Source organism: Neoaquamicrobium sediminum, from assembly GCF_040970315.1.
Taxonomy (GTDB): Bacteria; Pseudomonadota; Alphaproteobacteria; order Rhizobiales; family Rhizobiaceae; genus Aerobium; species Aerobium sediminum.
On the sequence record NZ_JAZHFV010000002.1, the window covers coordinates 1 to 16,785 of the forward strand.

16 protein-coding genes are annotated in these 16,785 nt (G+C 63.0%); 9 read left to right on the plus strand and 7 right to left on the minus strand.

What is annotated here, in order from left to right; translation table 11 throughout:
• Together dctP and ilvD are read right to left on the minus strand one after the other, a co-directional pair.
• Positions 1-409 (minus strand): TRAP transporter substrate-binding protein DctP (gene dctP, locus V1479_RS05315; RefSeq protein WP_368802006.1); only part of this gene is annotated, 409 nt, incomplete at its 3' end.
• A gap of 34 nt (positions 410-443) precedes the next feature.
• Entirely contained in the window at positions 444-2,117 is a 1,674-nt protein-coding gene (gene ilvD, locus V1479_RS05320; RefSeq protein WP_368802007.1) for a dihydroxy-acid dehydratase, read from the minus strand.
• A gap of 115 nt (positions 2,118-2,232) precedes the next feature.
• On the opposite strand from ilvD, the gene V1479_RS05325 reads away from it, so the two are divergent.
• The 3 genes from V1479_RS05325 to V1479_RS05335 all read left to right on the plus strand — a co-directional run bounded on the left by V1479_RS05325 (position 2,233) and on the right by V1479_RS05335 (position 5,118).
• On the plus strand, positions 2,233-3,171 hold the full coding sequence (locus V1479_RS05325; RefSeq protein ID WP_368802008.1) for a LysR family transcriptional regulator: 939 nt from the start codon (positions 2,233-2,235) through the stop codon (positions 3,169-3,171).
• Between the two features lie 29 nt (positions 3,172-3,200).
• The gene (locus V1479_RS05330) at positions 3,201-3,812 is read left to right on the plus strand and encodes a TetR/AcrR family transcriptional regulator (protein WP_368802009.1); all 612 of its coding nucleotides are present in this window, start codon (positions 3,201-3,203) and stop codon (positions 3,810-3,812) included.
• A gap of 85 nt (positions 3,813-3,897) precedes the next feature.
• The gene (locus tag V1479_RS05335) at positions 3,898-5,118 is read left to right on the plus strand and encodes an MFS transporter (RefSeq protein WP_368802010.1); all 1,221 of its coding nucleotides are present in this window, start codon (positions 3,898-3,900) and stop codon (positions 5,116-5,118) included.
• 12 nt (positions 5,119-5,130) lie between these two features.
• Here the strand turns inward: V1479_RS05335 and V1479_RS05340 are convergent, their stop codons facing one another.
• The 3 genes from V1479_RS05340 to V1479_RS05350 are packed head-to-tail and all read right to left on the minus strand — an operon-like array spanning position 5,131 to position 8,589.
• The gene (locus V1479_RS05340) at positions 5,131-5,757 is read right to left on the minus strand and encodes an SCO family protein (protein ID WP_368802011.1); all 627 of its coding nucleotides are present in this window, start codon (positions 5,755-5,757) and stop codon (positions 5,131-5,133) included.
• Complete coding sequence (locus V1479_RS05345) at positions 5,754-6,245, minus strand: copper chaperone PCu(A)C (protein ID WP_368802012.1); 492 nt, start codon at positions 6,243-6,245, stop codon at positions 5,754-5,756. The genes V1479_RS05340 and V1479_RS05345 overlap by 4 nt, the downstream gene beginning before the upstream one ends.
• 58 nt (positions 6,246-6,303) lie before the next feature.
• Positions 6,304-8,589 (minus strand): heavy metal translocating P-type ATPase, encoded by a 2,286-nt coding sequence (locus V1479_RS05350; RefSeq protein ID WP_368802013.1) that lies wholly within the window; start codon positions 8,587-8,589, stop codon positions 6,304-6,306.
• 168 nt (positions 8,590-8,757) lie between these two features.
• Between V1479_RS05350 and V1479_RS05355 the strand changes: the two genes are divergently transcribed.
• The gene (locus V1479_RS05355; RefSeq protein WP_368802014.1) at positions 8,758-9,738 is read left to right on the plus strand and encodes an endonuclease/exonuclease/phosphatase family protein; all 981 of its coding nucleotides are present in this window, start codon (positions 8,758-8,760) and stop codon (positions 9,736-9,738) included.
• Positions 9,739-9,796: 58 nt separating this feature from the next.
• Complete coding sequence (locus tag V1479_RS05360) at positions 9,797-10,294, plus strand: hypothetical protein (protein ID WP_368802015.1); 498 nt, start codon at positions 9,797-9,799, stop codon at positions 10,292-10,294.
• Between the two features lie 2 nt (positions 10,295-10,296).
• Here the strand turns inward: V1479_RS05360 and V1479_RS05365 are convergent, their stop codons facing one another.
• Both V1479_RS05365 and V1479_RS05370 read right to left on the minus strand, forming a co-directional pair.
• Positions 10,297-11,643, minus strand: a complete 1,347-nt coding sequence (locus V1479_RS05365) for an Nramp family divalent metal transporter (RefSeq protein ID WP_368802016.1) — start codon at positions 11,641-11,643, stop codon at positions 10,297-10,299.
• Between the two features lie 139 nt (positions 11,644-11,782).
• Positions 11,783-12,199: a MerR family transcriptional regulator gene (locus V1479_RS05370; RefSeq protein WP_368802017.1), complete on the minus strand. Its 417-nt coding sequence runs from the start codon at positions 12,197-12,199 to the stop codon at positions 11,783-11,785.
• A 210-nt stretch (positions 12,200-12,409) separates the two neighbouring features.
• Here V1479_RS05370 and V1479_RS05375 point away from each other — a divergent pair, with 210 nt between their 5' ends.
• The 4 genes from V1479_RS05375 (at position 12,410) to V1479_RS05390 (ending at position 16,778) form a co-directional block, all read left to right on the plus strand.
• Positions 12,410-13,066: a transglutaminase-like cysteine peptidase gene (locus V1479_RS05375; protein WP_368802018.1), complete on the plus strand. Its 657-nt coding sequence runs from the start codon at positions 12,410-12,412 to the stop codon at positions 13,064-13,066.
• A 357-nt stretch (positions 13,067-13,423) separates the two neighbouring features.
• A complete protein-coding gene (locus V1479_RS05380) occupies positions 13,424-14,431 on the plus strand; it encodes a L,D-transpeptidase family protein (RefSeq protein WP_173187566.1) in 1,008 nt (335 codons plus the stop codon).
• Between the two features lie 439 nt (positions 14,432-14,870).
• The gene (locus tag V1479_RS05385) at positions 14,871-15,581 is read left to right on the plus strand and encodes a L,D-transpeptidase (RefSeq protein WP_368802822.1); all 711 of its coding nucleotides are present in this window, start codon (positions 14,871-14,873) and stop codon (positions 15,579-15,581) included.
• A gap of 123 nt (positions 15,582-15,704) precedes the next feature.
• Positions 15,705-16,778 carry a flavin-containing monooxygenase gene (locus V1479_RS05390; RefSeq protein WP_368802019.1) on the plus strand — a complete coding sequence of 358 codons (1,074 nt, stop codon included), beginning with the start codon at positions 15,705-15,707 and terminating at the stop codon, positions 16,776-16,778.
• Positions 16,779-16,785 lie beyond the last annotated feature (7 nt).

Consider the following 16,785-nt stretch of genomic DNA (forward strand, 5'->3'; position numbering starts at 1 on the left):
CGTCGAACTTGGCCAGGATTTCCTGGCCGATCGGGCCGTCGAGCACGGCGCGGGCGTGGGCAAGGTCACGGAACAGGAACGGGATGTCGAAGACGCCGGTCTCCGGCACGAAGTTCGACAGCGTGCCGGACGAGACGATGGTCGCCTCGACGGTGCCGAGCTGCACGCCCTCGATGACCTCGCGCTCGCCGCCGAGACCGGAGGAGGGGAAGTGGCGGAACACGTAGCGGCCGTCGGTCTCGGCCTCGACGACTTCCTGCCACTTCTCGGCAGCCACGCCGTAATGCGACGTCGTCGCCAGAGCGTAGCCGAGCTTTACCTCCTGCTGCGCGTAGGCGGAGACCGACAAGGCCAAGGTCGTTGCAGCGGCGACTACCGCGCCGGCGATGTGTTTAACGTAGTGGTTCATGTTTCTTCCTCCCTGTTGAAGATTGTGACGCCACCTAGCCTGTGACGGCTCCCTTGCTGGCGGGGCTGGCGAGCGCTGCGAATTTGGCGAGTACGCCACGCGTGTAGCGGGGCTTCGGCTGGGTCCAGTTGCGCCGTCTGCGCTCAATCTCGTCGTCATCGACGTCGAGCTGGATCAGGCGCGAGGGTGCGTCGATGGTAATCATGTCACCTTCCTCGACCAGCGCAATTGTGCCGCCCTCGAAGGCTTCCGGCGTGACGTGGCCGACGAGCAGTCCCCACGATCCGCCAGAAAACCGCCCGTCGGTGATGAGGCCGACCTTGTCGCCGAGCCCGCGCCCCACGATGGCTGACGTCGGCGCCAGCATTTCAGGCATGCCCGGCCCGCCCTTGGGGCCGAGATAGCGCAGCACCAGCACGTCGCCGGGACGGATCGCATCCGACAGGATGGCGTGCATGGCGCTCTCCTCATCCTCGAACACGCGTGCCGGCCCGGTAATCGATGTCGATTTCAACCCGGTGATCTTCGCGACAGCGCCGTCTTCGGCGAGATTGCCGCGCAGGATCGCCAGATGGCCCTCCTTGTAGAGTGCATTCTCGACGGGACGCACAACGTCCTGATCGGCAGGGGGGCTGGCCGGCACCTGCGCCAGCTCTTCAGCGATGGTCCTGCCGGTAATGGTCAGGCAGTCGCCGTTGAGCATCCCGGCTTCGAGCAACAGCTTCAGCACCTGCGGCACGCCGCCCTGCCGGTGCAGGTCGACGGCCATGTATTGACCCGATGGCTTCAGGTCGCAGATGACCGGCACCTTGCGCCGCATCCGTTCGAAGTCCTCCAGCGTCCATTCGACTTCAGCCGCATGGCAGATGGCGAGGTAGTGGAGGACGGCATTGGTGGAGCCGCCAGTCGCCATGACCAGCGCGATGGCGTTTTCGACGCTCTGCCTGGTGATGATGTCGCGCGGCTTTATCCCCTTCTTCACCGCCTCGACGAGCACGCGCGCCGACTCCGCCGTGGACTCCAGCTTTTCGCCGTCGACGTTCGCCATGGTCGAAGACCCCAGCAGCGACATGCCGAGGGCCTCGAAGGAGGAACTCATCGTGTTGGCCGTGTACATGCCGCCGCAGGCGCCGGTGGTGGGGCAGGCATTGTGTTCTATGCCTTCGAAATCCTCCCGGCTCATCGTGCCGGCATTGAATGCTCCGACGGCCTCGAATGCGGAGATGACGGAAAGGTCCTGCCCCTTCCAGCGGCCGGGCTTGATCGTGCCGCCATAAACGTAGATCGCCGGAACGTTTGCCCTCGCGATACCCATCATTCCGCCGGGCTTGTTCTTGTCGCAGCCGCCGATGACCAGCACCCCGTCCATCCACTGGCCCTGCACGGTGGTTTCAACGCAATCCGCTATGACCTCGCGGGAGACCAGAGAATATTTCATGCCTTCCGTGCCCATGGACATGCCGTCGGAAATCGTGGGCACACCGAACATCTGGGCATTCGCGCCCGCCGCCTTGATCGCCGCAGCGGCGGCGTCGGCCAGCGGTTGGAGACCCGCATTGCAGGGGGTGATGGTGGAGTGACCGTTGGCAATGCCGATCATCGGCTTGTCGAAATCGTCGCTGGTGTAGCCGAGGGCGCGAAACATGGCGCGATTGGGTGCGCGCTCATTGCCCTGCGAGATCGTTTTCGATCGCTCGTTATGTGGCACTGGCTGACTCCTCCGGCTGGCTTAGGCAGAGCCAAGCATAAACCCGAGCGAATTAATCCAGGAAATCTATTTATTATATGGTATTAGGTCGACAGAAATATTAGTGAGGTGCAACATGGAACTGCGCCAGCTTCGTCATTTCGTCGCCGTTGCGGAAGAACTGCATTTCGGCCGCGCCGCCGAACGGCTGGGCATCACCCAACCACCGCTCAGCCAGAGTATCCAGGCGCTCGAAGCCGAACTCGGCCTATCGCTGTTTTTTCGGACCAAGCGGAGTGTGCGGCTGAGCCCCGTGGGGCAGGAATGGCTGCCCTATGCGCGGCGGATCCTCGACGAGGCCGCGGTGCTGCCGGACCTCGCGCGCCGTCTGTCGCGTGGCGAAGTCGGCACGGTGCGTTTGGCGTTTGTCAGCTTCGTTAGCTACAGCTTCCTGCCGCCGCTGGTACGTCGCTTCAAGCAGTCATTCCCGGAGGTGGAACTGGTGATGAGCGAGGCGACGAGCGATGTGCAGATCGAGGCGCTTCTCGGCGGCGAGCTGGATGCCGGATTGATTATCCCTCCGCCAAACCGCGCAGTGCCCGTCCCGCTTCGCTATGTGCCTGTCGTGTCCGAGGAGCTTGTGGTCGCGGTGCCGTCAGCGTGGATCGAGGCCGGGCAGATTGCGCCTGTCGGCGGAGCGGTATCGTTCGACCATCTGCGCGACAAGCCGCTCATCCTCTTTCCAAGGCAGGGTGCGCCCGCGCTTCACGATGTTGTCACCCGCTATTACGCGGATCAGGGCGCGCGTCCGTTCATCGCGCAACATGCGATGCAGATGCAGACGATCGTCAACCTGGTCGCGGAAGGCATGGGGATCGCCTTCGTGCCGGGCTGCATGCGCAGTCTCGCGCCGCCGGGGGTCACATATCTGAAGCTCGGCGGAACGGCTCCGGTGACGGAGGTGGGCGTGGCCTGGAGACCCGACAGCGCGTCGGAAGCACTCAGGCAACTGGTCGATATGGCAACGAGCGCTCGGGAAGGCCCGTTGCGGAATGATGCCGCTCGAGCAAACTGATTGCGCCAGCCAGAGAGGGGATAGCGCCAATGTCGGAAACCACGCGATCCAGGATCGTCGATGCCGCGGAAACCCTTTTCTATGCGCATGGCCTGCGCAGCGTCAGTGTCGACGCGGTCGCGGCGCAGGCCGGCGTGACCAAGCGGACGCTATATTATCACTTCGAAAGCAAGGATGCGTTGATCGCCGCCTATCTGGAGGCGCGCGAAAAGTCGACGCGCAGCCGGTATCGCGATTGGCTGGGTGATGACGACCGGCCGTTGCCCGACAGGATCGGGCGTATGTTTGTGGCGCTGGCTTCGCATGCGGCGCAGCCGAAGTGGCGCGGCTGCGGGTTTACCCGCGCGGCCGTCGAACTGGCTGGACAGCCGGGCCATCCGGCCGTGTTGATGGCGGCGGACCACAAGCGGCGTTTCGAGGCGTGGCTGGCCGAAGAATTGCGGAGCAGCGGCGCCGGGGACCCGGAAACGCTTGCACAGCAGGTCATGCTGCTGCTCGAAGGCGCTATCGCCCTGATGCTCGTCCACCGCGACGTGACATACGCGCGGGTGGCCGGCGAGGCTGCCGCCACGCTTGTTTCCAGCCGGATTGCCAACCGGCTCGGCTCAGGCCGGAACGTGGAGGTTCGCGCCGTCGGCTGAAACCAATCGGCATGTATACCGACTAGTGAGTTTCGCCTTTCCGGTGCGGGCTTATCGTCGGGGGAACTCGTCGAGGAGGATTCCCGTGCCGCAGCCGATTGCCAGACAATGGACGCCAGCCCTGATCGTATGCCTTGTGGCCGCCGGCACCATCCTTTCGCTTTCGATGGGGCTGCGGCAGAGCCTGGGCCTGTTCATGGAGCCGATGGTGCGCGCGACCGGCATAACGGTGGCAACGTTCGGCTTTGCTATGGCGCTTCAAAACCTTGCCTGGGGTATCGGGCAGCCGTTTATGGGCGCCGTGTGCGACCGCTTCGGCGGGCGTCTGGTCGTCGTGATCGCTGCCGCGCTGTATTGCGCCGGCCTCTACATGACCGCCTCGGGCGGGCATCTCGGTCTCTACATTGGCGGTGGGCTGCTGATCGGCCTGGCGGTGGCGGCAACCTCGCACGGCGTGCTGGTCGGTATCGTTTCACGCCTTGCAGCACCTGCCGTGCGTGCAACGGCGGTTTCGATCCTGGCGGCCGTCGGTTCGCTTGGCACCTTCGTCGTTGCACCTGCCGCGCAGGTAATGATCGACGCCTGGTCCTGGCAGGGCGCGCTCGGCGGTCTCGCCTTGCTGGCAGCGTCGATGGCGGCTGGGGCGTTGCTGTTTCGGCGAGGGGGTGTCGATCCGGTCGCTTCAAGTCCGGCGCACCGCGTCGATGCACGCAGTGCGATTGCCGAGGCCCTCGCCAACCGCACATTCGTCATCACGACCTTTGCCTTCTTCGCCTGTGGTTTCCAGTTGATATTCATCGCGACGCATTTGCCGAACTTCATCGCCATATGCGGCCTGCCGCCTTCCGTCGGCGCCGAGGCGATTGCGCTCATCGGCATATGCAATGCAGTGGGAACGCTGGTTGCAGGCTATCTGTGCCAGCGCTGGGGCAACCGGAACGTGCTGGCGCTGATCTACCTGTTGCGGACCGCGTCGGTTGCCATCTTCTTCGCGCTGCCCGTCAGCGTCGAGACGACGCTGGTCTTTGCAGCGGCCATGGGCTTCCTGTGGCTGAGTGTCGTTCCTCCGGTCAGCGGCCTCATCAACGGATTGTTCGGCCCGGCGAATTTCGGCGCCCTGTTCGGTGTCATGTTCATGAGCCACCAGGTCGGCGCTTTCCTCGGCGCCTGGCTTGGCGGCCTGAGCTACCAGTGGAGCGGCAGCTATTCGATTGGCTGGGTGTCCCTGATCGTTGTCGGCGTTCTGGCGGCAATGCTGCAACTGACCGCCTCAGACGACAAGGCACGTAGCCTGCGCCAGCAGTGAACGAAGTCGCTGTTAGCCTTGTCCGGTGTTCGCCATCCGGGCGAGCCGCCGCAGCTTCTCCAGTTTCGTTTCGCGCGGCTCGTGCATGTCCATCATGCCAGTGAATCCGCCGTCGGGCCGCATGAGGAAGACACCGGCTGTGTGGTCCATCGTGTATCCGCCCGTCTCGAGCGGCACCTTTTTCGCGTAGGCGGAAAAGGACTTCAGCGTGTTCTCTGTTTCCGTCGCCGACCCACGAAGCGCGGTTATGCGGCTGTCGAACGACGTCATGTAGCTCGAAAGCGCGGCCGGCGTATCCCGGTCCGGATCGACGGTGACGAATAGGACCTCGACGCTGTCTGCGTCCGGACCGAGGTCGGCCATCAGGTCCGTGAGTTCGAAGAGCGTCGTGGGACAGATGTCCGGGCAATAGGTGAAGCCGAAAAACACGATGTACGGGCGACCGGCAAGCGACTGGTTGTCGATGCGTTCGCCTGCGGGCGTCAGAAGCGAGAACGGGCCGCCGACCTTTGCCGTTCCGCTGGCTATTGTCTGCCGGCCAACCTGGCTTTCGGGAAACTGCGTCGAGATCAGCAGAAAGCCACCAAGCATGAAGACAGCCGCCCACACGGCCAGCCGGAATAGCCGGAGGCCCTTCATGGCTTGTGACCTGCATGCTCGCCATCCCCTGTTGCTCCGCCCAGGGCTGTGCGCTGGATCACGAACTCGATGTCGATCGTTCCCGACCGCGCGAACTCGAGCGTTGCCTTGAAGCTGTCTCCTTCGATCAGTTGCCGGTCCGGGCCTATGAGCATCAGATGCATGCCTCCGGGTGCAAGCTCGATGGTTGCGCCGGGCGCAATCTCAGCGCCGTCGGGAAGGGCGCGCATGCGCGCGACACCGTCGTCCATCGTCATCTGGTGGATTTCGATTCGCGACGCGATCGGTGTGGAGCCGCCAAGCAGCCTGTCAGGTTCCGATCCTGTGTTTGTGACTGTCAGATAGGCCCCCGCTACCGGGGCGGACGCCGCCGTAACCCGCGCCCAGGGGTGGTCGATCACGACAGCGCCGGAAGAAAATTCATGCGCTGACGCGGCTGTGGAACAGAGCGTCCCGGCCAGCAGGACGACTTTGAATGGCAATGACAAGAAACGGCTCCCTTGATGAACGGTTTTTCGAATGCGGCAATTGGCGAACGAGCCTCGATCAACTTGCCGAGATGCCTTTCCAGCCAAGCAGGCGCATGGCGTTCGCCGTGACAAGCACCGTGGCGCCCGTGTCGGCCAGAATGGCGGGCCACAACCCGGTCACTCCGAGAACCGTCGTCACCAGGAAAACGGCTTTGAGGCCGAGCGAGATGGTTATGTTCTGGAAGATGTTGCGCATCGTCAGGCGCGATAGCGTGACCATGTTGGCGACATCGATGACACGACCATGCAGAACCGCAGCGTCCGCGGTCTCGAGCGCCACGTCGGTTCCGCCGCCCATGGCGATTCCGATGTCGGCTGCCGCAAGCGCGGGAGCGTCGTTGATGCCGTCTCCAACCTTGGCGACAAACCTGCCTGCCTTGCGCAGTTCGCCGACGATCTTCTGCTTGTCCTGCGGCATCAGTTCCGCCCGGGCTTCCATGCCCAGAGCGCTTGCGATTGCCTTCGCCGTGCGCCGGTTGTCGCCGGTGAGCATGATCGTTTCAGCACCGAGATCGCGCAGCGCAGCGATGCCCGCCTTGGCATCCTCGCGCGGCTCGTCGCGCATCGCGATGAGGCCGGCGACGGTGTCTGCGACAAGCAGGACAGAGACCGTCTTGCCCTCGTCGTTCAGTGCGGCGATGCGCGCTGACAGTGTCTCGTCGAGCACGACCTTTTCGGACGCCGCGCGCGGGGAGGCCAGAAATAGCTTCACACCGTCGACAGTGCCCACGACTCCCTTGCCGCCTACGGCACCGGCATCCGATGCCGCTGTCACGGCCACCTTCTCGTCGTCGGCCTTTGCCAGTATGGCGGTTGCCAGCGGATGGCTCGATCCCGCTTCAAGGGCGGCTGCCAGCCGCAGAACCTCGTGCTTCGTGCGGTCGATCGCGAGTATGTCGGTAACCTTGGGCTTACCTTCCGTGAGCGTTCCGGTCTTGTCGAATGCCACGCTGTCGACCTTGCCGAGATTCTCCAGAATGGCCCCGCCCTTCATAAGCAGACCACGCCGGGCGCCGGCCGAAAGGGCAGCGGCAATTGCCGCCGGCGTTGAAATCACGAGGGCGCAAGGGCAGCCGATCAAAAGTGCGGCGAGCCCGCGATAGATCCATGTCTCCCAGTCTGCGCCGGTAAGCAGCGGCGGCAGGATGGCGATCAGTGCCGCCACGACCATCACGCCAGGCGTGTAATATTTTGCGAACCGGTCAATGAAGCGCTCGGTCGGTGCCTTGGTCTCCTGTGCTTCCTCGACGAGCGCGATAATGCGGGAGATGGTGTTGTCGGCGGCGGCAGCAGTGACCCGAACCCGCAACACGCCTTCCTGATTTATGGTGCCTGCAAAGACGACGTCGCCGGGCTCCTTGCGCTTTGGCACGGATTCGCCGGTGATCGGCGCTTCGTCGACCGCGCTTTCGCCACTGACCACTACGCCGTCCGCAGGGATCCTGTCGCCCGGCCGTGTGAGCACGACCATATCGACCCCGAGGCTTTCCGCCGCCACCGTTTCCGTTGCGCCGTCGCGCTCGACAAGCGCGGTCTTCGGCATCAACGTTGCAAGTGCGCGTATCGAGGCGCGGGCGCGGCCCGTCGCGATCCCCTCGAGCAATTCGCCGACGAGGAAGAGCACCACGACGACGGCTGCCTCTTCCGCCGCATCGATGACAACCGCACCCACCGCTGCGATCGTCATCAACGTCTCAATGGTGAACGGGCTGCCGTTCGTGGCCCCGGCAAGCGCGCGGCGCGCAATGGGAATCAGTCCGATGGCCATGGCGATGATGAAACCCCATGGCTGCGTCTGCGGGAAAAGCTTGGCGGCCACGAAAGCTATGGCAAGCGCTGCGCCGCAGGCGATGGTCAGCCGCGCCTTCGATGTCGCCCACCAAGAGCCGTCCTGCGGGGCGTGGTCGTGTCCGTGCAGACCCTCCAGCCCGTCAGACTTTTCAGCGCGCGAGCTGTTCCTGGACGAACCCGAATGGCTGGTCGGTTCGCCCGTTCCATGTCGGGCGCCATGCTCGTGCGCGTGGTCGCCGGTGCAGCCCTGCGCTGCCTTGGCCTTTGCGTCCGCCGGGCTCTGCGCGTTCCCCGCAGGGACTGTCTTGTAGCCCAGCCCGCTTACCTTCCGCGATACCGCGGCGACATCGAGGCTGTCGTCGTGCTCGACAGTCATGGTGCCGGCGACAACCGAGACTTTGACATCGGCAACGGACGGCATGCGGCGTACCGCGGTATCGATTTTCGCCGCGCAACTCGCGCAATCCATGCCTTCGACCCTGAAGCGGGTCTGGCGGCTCGAAACGGTCATTGTAGACACTCCTGACTCACAGGAGTGTCGGTATAAGACCTCTAGTGGCTAGAGAGACAAGGGGTGGCGCAGGAAATCTTAACCTGCGCCGTGCGTCAGATTGACTTCTTGGCGCGGTGCGTGCCTCTGCGTCACTTTAGAAATGGGTGTTATATGAGGGGGCGGCATTTGGGTGCTTTTGGGAAATACGCCCGCATTGTGCGGCTGCTGGTTGTGCTGACGGTGGCGACGCAAGTCGTCTTCGCCGCGGCGGCTCTCGTGTCCCTGTTCCTTTCACGCCATGTGTGGGCTGCGGACATGGCCAACTTCCTGCGCCCGCACCTGTTCCTTGCTGGCGCGGGCCTTTTCGTGTTCGGCTTTGCCCTGCCGTCCCGATGGGCCAGGACATGCGGCGTTCTCGCGCTCGTTGCCGCCGCCGTTCCCTTTTTTCTCCTGCCGGCTCCCGCGCGATCGACGCCCGGAACGGCGATCTCCGTGGTGAGCGCCAACATCTATGTCGACAACCCGGACCCCTCGGATTTTCTTGCGATACCGGAAGTCGCCAGCGCCGACATCGTGGTTCTGCAGGAGATGACGCCGTTGTGGCAGGATGCGCTGGTGGCCAGCGGCCTGTGGCCCCACGAGAGCAGCCGCGACCTCGACGCCAACACGGATATGAAGCTGTTCAGCCGGTTTCCCATCTTGGACGAGAGGACGGTTTCGCCACAAAGCACGGATACCGGCGGGCGCTTCGCGGTCCGTTATGAAGTGCTCGTTGGCGACCGAACGGTGGTTGTCTACGCAGTGCACCCGCAGACGCCAAGAACCCCGCCGATGTGGCGCGAGCGCAGCGCCTATCTCCGCGACCTTGCCGAGGCTCTCAAATCCGAACCGCCGGAGACACCGGTTATCGTGGCGGGCGACTGGAATACACCGTCCTGGTCTCCCTTCTTCCAGGACCTGCTGTCGTCGACCGGCTACCGCACGACCGAGTCGCGCTGGTGGCCGGCCCCGACACGCTTCAGCACCAGATACGGATCGGTGACGCAGTTAGGCACGCCGATCGATCGCATTATCGTCTCGCCGTCGGTCGGCCTCGAAGATCTGTCGATGGGCCCTACATTTGGATCGAACCATCTTCCGGTCATCGCGAGGCTGAGCATTCCGTAGTGCGTTCAAGCGGCCGGGTTCACGGGCCGCTCGGCCTACAGGCGGGGAGACAAGACGCATGCGATTGACATCACTTTTTCGTGCGCCTGCGGTCGCGTTGATGCTCTGCACAGCGGCCACCGCCGCCGAGCCGCCGGTTGGAGTTTTCCTGTTTTATCCGCAAGAGGGCGGTGCGCCGACATCCGCCGATTGCGAGGCACTGGTCCGCGAGGTGAAGCCGTCCGTCGAGAAGGCCGAGGCCTGGCGCTGGGGCCGCGCACCAATGGGCGCCGACCTGGAATTCTATCTGTTCCTCGACCGGGACAGGATGGAGCCGACCTACGCGGCGGAGGGAGACTACGATTCCGGTACGGTCCGGTGGGGCGAGACGCGGGGCGGCGAGACGGGTTTCGACCTGGTTCCCGACGATCATCCGGAAGTCACGATCAAAGGTTCGGTGCAGACGCGGCCGGGCAGCCCGGTTGTCGCCGTCACGCTGCGCGGCGTCCCTTCGTCGGAGGGCAAGCAGGACCGGACGTCGTATTTCTGCCGTTTCGAGGATGAGATGCGGGCCTGATCCTAAGCGCGTTCCGACAGGAAATCCGCGATCAACTTGATGTTGAGCGCCGCGATGATGAACGCGATTGCGAATGCGAACGCGGCCAGCCCGCGCGGAGCGACGAGTGCGCCCATCTTGCGTTTGTCCGCCGTGAACATCACCAGTGGAAAGACTGCGAAGGACAGTTGCAGGCTCAGGACAACCTGGGTGAGGATCAACAGACGCGCCGTGCCGCTTTCGCCATACCAGATGGTGACGGCCGCCGCCGGAACGATGGCGATCGCCCGGGTCACCAGCCTGCGCAGCCACGGCGGCAGCCTGATGTCGAGAAAGCCTTCCATCACGATCTGGCCCGCAAGCGTCGCCGTCACGGTCGAATTGATGCCGGAACACAATAGCGCAACGCCGAAGAGCGTCGGTGCGATCGCGGCGCCGAGCAGCGGCGCCAGCAGGCTGTGCGCCTCGCCCAGCTCGGCGATTTCCGTTCGTCCGGTGGCATTGAATGTCGCGGCGGCGAGGATCAGGATCGCTGCATTGATACAGAGCGCGAACATCAGCGCGACCGTCGAGTCGATGGTGGCGAACTTCAACGCCTCCCGCTTCTCGGTCAGGCTGTCGCCGTAGTTGCGGGTCTGGATGATACCGGAGTGCAGATAGAGGTTGTGCGGCATCACCGTGGCGCCGAGGATGCCGAGCGCGAGATAGAGCATTTCAGGATTGCTTACGATCTCCGTCGTCGGCGCAAAGCCTCTTATGACGTCACCCCAGTCGGGATCGGCCAGCACGATCTGCAGCGCGAAGCAGACGGCGATGATGCCGAGCAGGGCAATCACCAACGCTTCCACCCACCGAAAACCGAGCTTCTGGAGGTAGAGGATCAGGAAGACATCCAGCGCGGTGATGATCACGCCGATTTCCAGCGGAATGCCGAAAAGCAGGTTGAGCCCGATGGCCGTTCCAATCACCTCGGCGATGTCGGTGGCGATGATCGCGATCTCCGCAAGAAACCATAAAACGCGCGATACCCACACCGGGTAGGCGTCCCTGCATGCCTGGGCGAGATCGCGGCCGGATGCGATCGCCAGCCGCGAGCAAAGCGACTGCAGGACGATCGCCATGATGTTGGAGATCAGGGCGACCACGAGAAGCGTGTAGCCGAACCTTGAGCCTCCGGCGATCGACGTCGCCCAGTTGCCAGGGTCCATATAGCCCACGGCAACGAGATAGCCCGGCCCGAAGAAAGCCGCTGCCCTTCGCCAGGACGATCCGCCGGCACGCACCGGAACCGACCGGTGAACGTCCGACATCGAAGGCACTTTGGGTCTGCTGCTCCAGCCTCCGGGAGGGTCTGGCGTTGGATCGGTCATGGACGCGCAATCATATGCAGTTGCAATTCATTTGCAAATAAAGCCGGTTCTGCATATTTTGCAAGGGCGTTCCTTCCGCGCGGCAGTGTCCGCGCAGGATTGCTGCATAGAGAGGCTGGAGGCCTGCTTCTCGCCTGGGCTACTGATGCTCGCTTTCGCACATCTCGTGGTTGGCGAGCGACTGCAGGACGTAGCAGTCCTTGATATGGTCACCATGACAGCAGGTGGCGATACGCCCCAGTTCTGTTTCCAGCGTCTGCAGCCTGGCGATTTTCTCGCGCACGCTCTGGAGCTGGCGAACAGCAATCTGGTCGGCATCGGCGCAGGGGCGTTCCGGATGGGCGCTCAGCTCCAGAAGCTCCCTGATGGCCTCGATCGTGAAACCGAGATCACGGGCGTGCTTTATGAACGAAAGACGGTCCCTGTCGCGGAGCCCGTAGCGACGCTGGTTCCCCTCCGACCGTTCGGCAGCCGCCATCAGTCCCATCTGCTCGTAGTAGCGGATGGTGGGAATCTTGACGCCCGTCTGGCGGGAGAGGGTTCCGATCGTCAGCATAAAATCCTCCAGTCTCTAGAGATATTAGCCACAACGAAGCGGTTTGTAACTGGCCTTTCGCCGCATTGGAACAAACCATGTTGGTCAACGAAAACTTGCTGCGACGCATGCAATTTTCAGAGAAGTTGTATCTAATTCAAGCATCTGATTTTTCAGCGTTTTCAGGCGGATTGGGTATCTCTTCCCTAAGGACAACGGGGAGACGACCAGATGATACGCCTGATGCTCGGCACCTTCGTGCTCATGATGTCGTGCGTTGCTGCTTCGGCCAATGCCTTTCATTTCAATCCCACCCAACCGACCAATGCGCGCAACATGCTGACCTTTGGCGCAACGAGCATGCCCGTCGGCTATTACAACTACTGCCGCAACTATGCCGAGCGCTGCGCTCGGGCACCGGAAGGGCCGTCGGTCCAGCTCACCAAGCCGCGCTGGCGCGAGATTGTCACGGTCAATGCCGAGGTGAACCAAGCTGTCGCACCGCTGACCGACATGGAGATTTTCGGGGTCGAGGAACGTTGGGAATATCCGACTACGGTCGGAGACTGCGAGGATTACGCGCTGATGAAGCGCAAGCGGCTGAACGAGATGGGGTATCCCCTCGGAGCCCTTCTGCTCACCGTTGCGCGCGACGCCAGTGGCGGAGGTCATGCGGTCCTGACCGTTGTGACGGATCTCGGCGACTTCATTCTCGACAACGTCGAGCAGAAGGTGCTGCCCTGGCAGGAAACGGAAATCTATTACCTCAAGCGCCAATCGCAGGATGACATGAATCTTTGGGTCAGTCTCGTTGACGAGACCGCACCTCTCGCCTTTTCGGGCGGGAAAAGCGCTCCTTCGACCGCGGCCGCGAGGGAGAAGAGATAGAGCGCAGCCTCGGCGAAGAGCATCTCCGTTGCATTATGCCCAAGCGCTAGACAGACAAGCCGCAACACCACTGAAAGTGTGAGGTAGGTGGCCGCTCCTGCGGCGATGAAAGTTCCCAGGCGCAACAACATTTCGTCGGGTGGGTCGCACTGTTTCGGTCGGCACACCCTTTCACCATGGCCTCGCACGCGCCAGTCAAGCGTGTTTGATCCGTCCGTTACCAACGCCGTTACCGACGCGGACATCTCGCACCATGCTCGCTCGCGAAGTTGTGGGCGGAAACATCATCTTAACTATGATAAGCGGACAATCGTGTCTTGGCCGAGCCGTACGAGTCCGTCGAAGAAGCGATAGTTGATGATGCCGACAGCACTGAGAATTGCAGGGATTGCAGCACTGGCGTTTTTGCTGAGCGCCTGTGTTTCCACCGTTCTCGACGTTGACAGCAAGGCGACGCAGCCCATTCCCGCCGCTCTTAAGGCCGAGATGTCGCGCAAGTCGATGTCGCCTTCTGCGCCCATTTTGGTCAGGATATTCAAGCAGGAAAGCGAGCTGGAAATCTGGAAGCGAGGCCGAAATGGCACGTTCGCGCTTCTGAAGACCTATCCGATGTGCCGTTGGTCGGGAAAGCTCGGCCCCAAGAAGCAGACTGGAGACAGGCAGGCGCCCGAAGGCTTCTACCATGTCTCGGCAGGCATGCTGAACCCCAAGTCCCAATATTACCTCTCGTTCAACCTGGGCTACCCGAACAGGCTTGAATCGGCGCTTGGCTACACTGGCGAGGCCCTGATGGTGCACGGCGCCTGCTCGTCGTCCGGCTGCTACGCACTGACGGACGAAGGCGTTGCGGAGATCTATGCTGTCGCGCGTGAGGCGCTGCGCGGTGGGCAGGGATCGTTTCAGGTTCAGGCATTCCCCTTCCGCATGACGCCCGAAAACATGGCGAAGAATCGCAACGACCCGAACTTCGCATTCTGGTCCGATCTCAAGCAGGGATACGATATTTTCGAGGTGACCCGCCGCCAGCCGAAGGTTTCCCATTGCGGTGGCCGTTACGTCTTCGACAGGGAGTTTGAGGGCGGCGAACCGACGAATGCGCTTGCTGCCTGCCCGCCGTCGCTTGACGCATCATCGCCGCTGGTTGCCGCCAAGACACAGGCCGACCGTGTCGCGATGGAGAAGCTGACGGTAACGGGCACGGCGCTTTCCGCCCACGCCTACGTCGACGGCGGCATGCACCCTACTTTCCGCAAGCTCCTGGAGCGGAGCGGCGAAGCCGCGTTGGCAAAGCGAACCTCGCTCACATCCGTGCCGATCAGCCGCCCTGCTGCAGCGCTTGCCGATCCTCACTCACCCGGGAAATAGGGTTTTATGATCAAGGCGCTGGCTCTCCTCCTGCTGGTGTGTTTGGCCAGCCTGCACATCGCGGTGCAGCCGGCGACGGCCGGCTTCGAGCCGCCTGAAGCAGCATACCTCTCTGTTGACGCGGAAGACGGCGACGGCACGTCCTCGTCTTTGCCGGGCAAACCGACCGACTGTCACGATGGGTGCGTCTGGCTTGTCGCTGTGCAGAAACCAATGGAACACGCAACGGCCCGCGCACTTGTGACGGCGCGCCCATGCAGCGGTTTCGGAGCCTTCGCCGCCATACTTGGCCCTCCACCCCGATAGGTTTGCCCGGCGAAAAGATCGACCATCGCATCAGGCGGGAAACCAACCCGCGAGACAGGGGTTGATGGTCGTAGATCGCTTTAGCCATCGCTTGAAATTCGAGCGGCCCGATGAACTTATCGTGAGTGAAACAGTGAACAGTTCAGATAATCGAGCATATCCGTCCCGCCGGCGCGTGTTGGGCCTAGCCGGCGCGGCAGCCGCAGGCTTGGTCTTGCCTGCATGCACCACGACGGAAGATATACCGGTCAGGCCCGTGCCCACCGGGCCTCGCGTCGACCCAGCCTATCTTTCCATGTACGGCCCCATGCCGCAGGAAGACTTTCCGATTCCCGCGGTCGATTTGAGCAAGGTGCCCGACCGCTTCTATCGCCAGCTCGTCGACGACCCGACCGGTGAGCGTCCCGGAACGGTGGTCGTGGATACGCGATCCTTCTTTCTCTATCTCGTGCTGCCGGGCGGCCAGGCCATGCGCTACGGCGTCGGCCTGGGTCGGCAAGGCTTCGAATGGTCCGGCGACGGCGTGATACAGTGGAAGCGTCGCTGGCCGACATGGACCCCGCCCGCGGAAATGATCGCCCGCCAGCCAGAGCTCGAAAAGTACAGCGCCGAGAATGGCGGCCAGCCGCCCGGTCTGACCAACCCGCTGGGTGCCAGAGCCCTCTATATCTTCCAGGGCGGTCAGGACACGCTTTACCGTCTTCACGGCACGCCTGAATACTGGACCATTGGCAAGGCTGTCTCGAGCGGCTGCGTGCGCCTGATGAACCAGGACATCATCGACCTCTACGACCGCGTCGCCACCCCGTCGCCGATCGTCGTCCGGGGCGGTGTCGGGGTTTGATGCTGCTGGAAAGAAAGCGCTTGCATCTCTAGCCGCTAGAGCTTGCAACCTCATGTCTTCCATATGGGATAGGCAAGGAGGCGGCGTAAGTTCGATGGTGGTCGGGTTTCACACGGTCGGCTGATGCAACGTTTCGTCCTTGTCATCGGTGCGGGGCAGGCGGGCCTCGCAGCCGGATATCATCTCGCCCGGGCGGGCGCATCTTTCCTCATCGTAGACGGCGCAAGCCGCGTCGGCGATAGTTGGCGGGCACGGTACGACTCGCTCACCCTCTTCACCCCGCGCCAGTTCAGCGCGCTGCCGGGGCTCAATCTCGACGGCAACCGCGAGCTTTATCCGGGGCGTGACGAGTTTGCCGGCTATCTGGAGCGGTACGCCTCGCATTTCGAGTTTCCGATCCGCCTGAACACGCGCGTCGTTCGTCTCTGCAAAGACGACGGCGTGTTCAACGCCACGCTCGATGATGGATCCGAAATTCGGGCCAGCGAGGTGATAGTGGCGACTGGCGGGTTTCAGCAGGCACTGACGCCTGCGGTGGCCGGCCAGTTCGGAAGCGGGGTGCTTCAGCTTACGACGCAGACCTACCGCAATCCGCATCAGTTGCCCGAAGGGCCGGTGCTTATCGTTGGTGACGGCGCCAGCGGTCGTGACATCGCCGCCGAGGCAGCGCAAAGTCAGTCCACCATCCTGTCGACAGGCAAGCCCCGCAGGCTCTTTCCGGAGCGCGCGTTCGGCAAATCCGTGTGGTGGTGGCTGAACGTATCCGGCGTGCTTCGGGCGCCTGCAGAAAGCTGGATTGGCAACAAGTTGAAGCAGTCGGATGCGTTTCCGGACAGGAGCAGAAGCTTCAGTGCTCTTGCCGGTCTTGGCATACGGATCGCGCCGCGTTTGTCCGGTGCCTCCGGTAGCGAAGCCAGGCTTGCCGACGGAACTTCGGCCGCGATACGCACGGTTATCTGGGCGGTGGGCTACCGGGACGACAATCGGTGGATCGACATACCCGGAGCGATGGCTGCCGATGGGAGCGTTCTTCAGCGCGGCGGCATCTCGCCGGCGCCGGGCATGTTCTTCGTCGGCAGGCCATGGCAGCGCAATCGAGCGTCCGCGCTGGTCATGGGAGCGGGGCCTGATGCCAGCCATGTCGTTGCCAGCCTGTTGCATGAACGAAAACGGCCGCGGGCTCGGTCGAGCGGCTGAGTTGGGG